This is a genomic window from Mycobacterium sp. (genome assembly GCF_050701675.1).
Classification (GTDB): domain Bacteria; phylum Actinomycetota; class Actinomycetes; order Mycobacteriales; family Mycobacteriaceae; genus Mycobacterium.
Genome location: NZ_JBOGDD010000478.1, coordinates 1 through 4,795 on the forward strand (window position 1 = coordinate 1; position 4,795 = coordinate 4,795).

At 64.8% G+C, this 4,795-nt stretch carries 2 protein-coding genes; both read left to right on the forward strand.

Features of this window, described 5'->3' with window-relative positions; all coding sequences use genetic code 11:
* Nucleotides 1–355 precede the first annotated feature (355 nt).
* A complete protein-coding gene (locus ACRDUX_RS14240) occupies nucleotides 356–580 on the forward strand; it encodes an MbtH family protein (protein WP_526387226.1) in 225 nt (74 codons plus the stop codon).
* Nucleotides 581–609: 29 nt separating this feature from the next.
* Nucleotides 610–4,795 (forward strand): amino acid adenylation domain-containing protein (locus ACRDUX_RS14245; protein WP_526414675.1); only part of this gene is annotated, 4,186 nt, incomplete at its 3' end.

A 4,795-nucleotide genomic window follows, 5' to 3' on the forward strand; every position in this document is an offset into this window, starting at 1 on the left:
CGGCGCCGGGGCCTCAGCAGCGTGCCGGAGCCACGCACGCAGGGGCGCCGAGCAGGTGCCGCATCATGGTTGACCTAGGATTCCTCGCAGCGTTCACACTCGGTATGGAGTGCAATGCGCAAAGCGCAGACCATCGCATCGCAGCAGCCTTCTGTTCTGCGCCGTCTCTCTTTCAAGATCGGGAATCCTGTACATAACCTGGCAATTCACGACGCTGCAAGTCGCTCCGCAACCTCGCCCGCGAACCATTTGCCGAGCTGCGTCGAGCGTCACATCATGAACTTCAGGGAAACCCCGCGCCAAGCTCGAGGGCCTACAGTATGTTTGCGACATCCACTAAACATCCTGGAGAAACGTGAGCATCAATCCGTTCGATGATGACAATGGCAGCTTTTTCGTCTTGATCAACGACGAGGAGCAACATAGCCTATGGCCGGCCTTTGCCGACGTTCCGGCTGGTTGGCGGGTGGCATACGGCGAAGCGGACCGTGCTGCCTGTCTAGAGTATATTGACCACAACTGGTCTGATATACGGCCCAAGAGCCTGCGCGATAGGTTGGCGCAGGGTGGGGCCTCCTGAGCGTTAAATCGTCTGGTGGGGAGAGTGGGATGGAGCCTGGCAACGGCGCGCTACCACTGTCGCGCGGGCAGTTGGATATCTGGCTTTCACAGGAAAGCGGTCTTGCCAGTACGGAGTGGCAGCTTGGCCTTTTAGGAAAGATTGACGGGCCGATAGATCGCGATCTACTCCAGCGGGCCGTTCGTCAAGCGATGCAAGAAGCCGAACCGGCAAGGGCTGCTTTCTTCGAAGTTGACGGTCAGGTCTTCCAGAAGGCCATTGACTCTTCCGATATTGATCTGGACTTTCATGATGTCAGTGGTTTGGCTCAGCCCGTTGATAAAGTCCGCGAGATAGCTTCGGCAATTCAGCACACTCCGATGCCGCTGACCGACCGCGTGGTGAAATTCACGTTATTCCAGACGGGGCCAGAGGAGTATTACTTCTTCGGCTTGGGCCACCACATCTCTGTTGATGGATTGGGTATGGCGCTGGTAAGTAGTCGAATCGCCAACATCTACTCGGCACTTGTTTCGGGAGAAGCTTCGTCTCCTGCCTACTTCGGTTCATTGCAGGACCTCGTCGATCTCGAAACCGGATACGAGGAGTCCGCCGAATTCCTGGAAGACCAGGACTACTGGAGCAACAACCTGCCGCCGGAAAGTGGACTGGACCACCGGCTGCCTCAAGCGTCAAACGAGCGCGATCCGTACACGCCCTCGGCGTCGGTTCAAGTGGATCAGGCCGTTGTCGGTCAAATCAGAGATCTGTCCAAGGGTTTGCGTATCCGTCGCTATTCAGTCATCACCGCGGCGTGTGCGCTCTTGGCGCGCGGGTGGTCCGGAAACGGTTCACAGGTGGCGCTCGACTTCCCGGTCAGCAGGCGAGTGAGTCCAGAGTCGAAGACGCTTCCGGCGATGCTCACCGGCGTCGTGCCCCTCGTGCTGGACACGCCGCCGGAAGCTACGGTCGCCGATTTCTGTCGACAGGTCGACACACGCATCCGGGAACTCCTGCGGCATCAGCGGTTTCCGGCGCATCTCGTCGATGGTGACGGTGGCCTTTCAGGCCGGCGGCAGGCGTCTGATCGCATTGGTGTGAACTTTCTCCCGTCCAGAATGAGTCTCAAGTTCGGTGACGCCCCGGCAACGGTCGAAGTCACCAACCATGGCCCCATGGGTCACTTCGGGGTGTTCTTCATCGGCTCCGGTGATCAGCTTGCGTTCAGCACGGCCGGCGCGGGCCAGCCCTATTCGAATTTCGAGGTCGCGGATCTCGCGGGACGCGTGCAACGGCTCGTGACGGCGATGGCGACCGATCCGGAGCGGCGGTTGTCGTCGGTGGGTGCGTTGGACGCGGCCGAGCAAGCCGGCCTCGACGAGATCGGCAATCGTGCGACGTTGACGCAGCCCGCCGCGGCCGCGACGTCAGTGCCCGAGCTGTTCGCCGCGCAGGTGGCCAGCGCCCCAGATGCGGTGGCGCTGACATTCGATGGCGGCTCGCTGACGTACCGCGAGCTGGATGAGTCCGCTAATCGATTGGCGCATCTGCTGGCAACCAAGGGCGTCGGCCCGGGTGAGCGGGTAGTGCTGCTGACGGAACGGTCGGCTCAGGCCGTCGTGGCGATCCTGGCGGTGCTCAAGACCGGAGCGGCGTATCTCCCGATCGACCCGGCCGTGCCGGCATCGCGAATGGAATTCATCCTCGCCGACGCGGCACCGATCGCCGCGATCACCACGGCCGCGCTGCGCCCACGCCTTGGCGAGTCCGATCTGCTGGTCATCGACGCCGACGATCCGGCCGTCGCCTCCCAACCCAGCACCCCACTGCCTTCGCCGGCCCCTGAAGACATTGCGTACATCATCTACACCTCGGGAACCACCGGTGCCCCGAAGGGGGTGGCCGTCACCCATCGCAACGTCACCCAGTTGATGGCATCGCTGGATGCCGGATTGCCGCGCCCTGGAGTGTGGCCACTGTGTCATTCCCTGGCCTTCGACGTGTCGGTGTGGGAGATCTGGGGTGCGCTGCTGCGCGGTGGGCGACTGGTGGTGGTCCCCGAATCGGTGGCCGGTTCACCAGAGGACTTCCACCACGTGCTAGTCGAGGAACGCGTCAGCGTTCTCACTCAGACTCCCTCGGCGGTGGCGATGCTGTCCCCAGAGGGTTTGGAGTCGGCGGCATTGGTCGTGGTTGGCGAGGCCTGCCCGGCCGCAGTGGTGGATCGGTGGGCGCCCGGGCGAGTGATGATCAACGCCTACGGCCCGACCGAGACCACGATGTGCGTGGCGATCAGTACGCCGCTGACACCGGGTTCGGGCGTGGTGCCGATCGGCTCTCCGGTAGCAGGGGCTGCGCTGTTCGTGCTGGACGCCTGGATGCAGCCGGTGCCCGCAGGGGTGGTCGGAGAGTTGTACGTGGCAGGTGCAGGTGTTGCATCGGGATACTTGGGCAGGCCCGATCTGACGGCGACGCGGTTCGTGGCGTGTCCGTTCGGGGAGCCTGGTGCGCGGATGTATCGCACCGGGGACCTGGTGTGCTGGGGAGAAGACGGCCAGCTGCTTTACCTCGGTCGCGCCGATGAACAGGTCAAGATCCGCGGCTACCGCATCGAGGTCGGTGAAGTGCAAGCGGCGCTCGCCCGTCTAGACGGCGTGGATCAGGCGGTGGTGATCGCCCGCGAGGACCGTCCCGGCGACAAGCGCCTTGTCGGATATGTGACCGGGACCGCTGATCCGGCCGAGGCCCGCGCCCAACTAGCAGATCGGCTGCCGCCGTACATGGTGCCTGCGGCGGTGGTGGTGTTGGAGGCACTGCCGCTGACGTCGAACAACAAGGTGGACACCCGCGCCCTACCCGCACCGGAATATCGCGGCATCGGTGATGACTACCGGGCGCCGGGCGATGCCGTCGAGGAGATCCTGGCCGGTATCTACGCGCAGGTGCTCGGGGTCGAGCGGGTCGGGGTCGATGACTCGTTCTTCGACCTTGGCGGGGACAGCATCCTGTCGATGCAGGTGGTGGCGCGGGCCCGCGCGGCCGGCGTGCTGTGCCGCCCGCGGGATGTCTTCGTGGAGCAGACCGTGGCCCGGCTGGCTGCGGTGGCCGAGGTGGCCGGCGGTGAGGCCGCCGAGGTCGATGAGGGCATCGGGCCGGTGGTGGCCACCCCGATCATGCGTTGGCTGCACGACGTCGATGGACCGACCGAGCAGTTCAACCAGACGTTGGTGGTGCAGACCCCCGCGGGCGTCACCGAGGCCGACGTGGTCGTGGTGTTGCAGGCGCTGCTGGATCGGCATGCCACGCTGCGATTGCGCGTCGAGGACGACGGCGAATTGCAGCTGAGGGTGCCCGATGTCGGCGCGGTGAACGCCCGCGATTGCCTGGTCACCGTCGAGGCGTTGTCAGATGAGGCGCTGGTCGCGGCGCGGTCGCGGTTGAACCCTGGGGCCGGGGCGCTGCTGAGTGCGTTGTGGGTACCCGACACCGGTCAGTTGGCGTTGATCATCCAGCACCTGGCCGTCGACGGGGTGTCGTGGCGAATCCTGTTGGAAGACTTGAACATTGCCTGGGCCCAGCATCGCAGCGGGCAGCCGGTGGCATTGCCGACGGGAGGCACGTCGTTCGCCCGCTGGTCCTCGCTGCTCAATGACCACGCCCGCTCCGCGGACGTGGTCCGGCATGCCGATTCCTGGCGGCAGGTGGCAGCGGTCCCGGCGGCATTGCCTGCGGTGCAACCGGCAGTGGACACCTACGCCAGCGCCGGACGCCTTTCGGTGTCACTGAACGCCGAGACCACCCGCCTCCTGCTCGGCGAAGTGCCTGCGGCGTTCCACGCCGGCGTGCAGGACATCCTGCTGATCGCGTTCGGGTTGGCCTGGGCGGAGTTCCTGGGTACCCGCGGAACGCCGATCGGCATCGACGTCGAGGGTCACGGGCGCCAGGAGGAACTGGCGTCGGCCATTGACTTGTCGCGCACGGTGGGCTGGTTCACCACCAAGTACCCGGTGGCGCTGGCCGTTGGCGACCTGTCCTGGGCGCAGGTGGTGGCTGGCGAGGCCGCGCTTGGCCCGGTCATCAAGGACGCCAAGGAACAGCTTCGCGGATTGCCCGATGGTTTGACCTACGGTCTGCTGCGCTACCTGAATCCCGACGTGGAGCTGGGCGGGTCGGACCCGACCATCGGTTTCAACTACCTGGGCCGCCTCGCCGCAGGCATGGGCGACCTCTCCGACG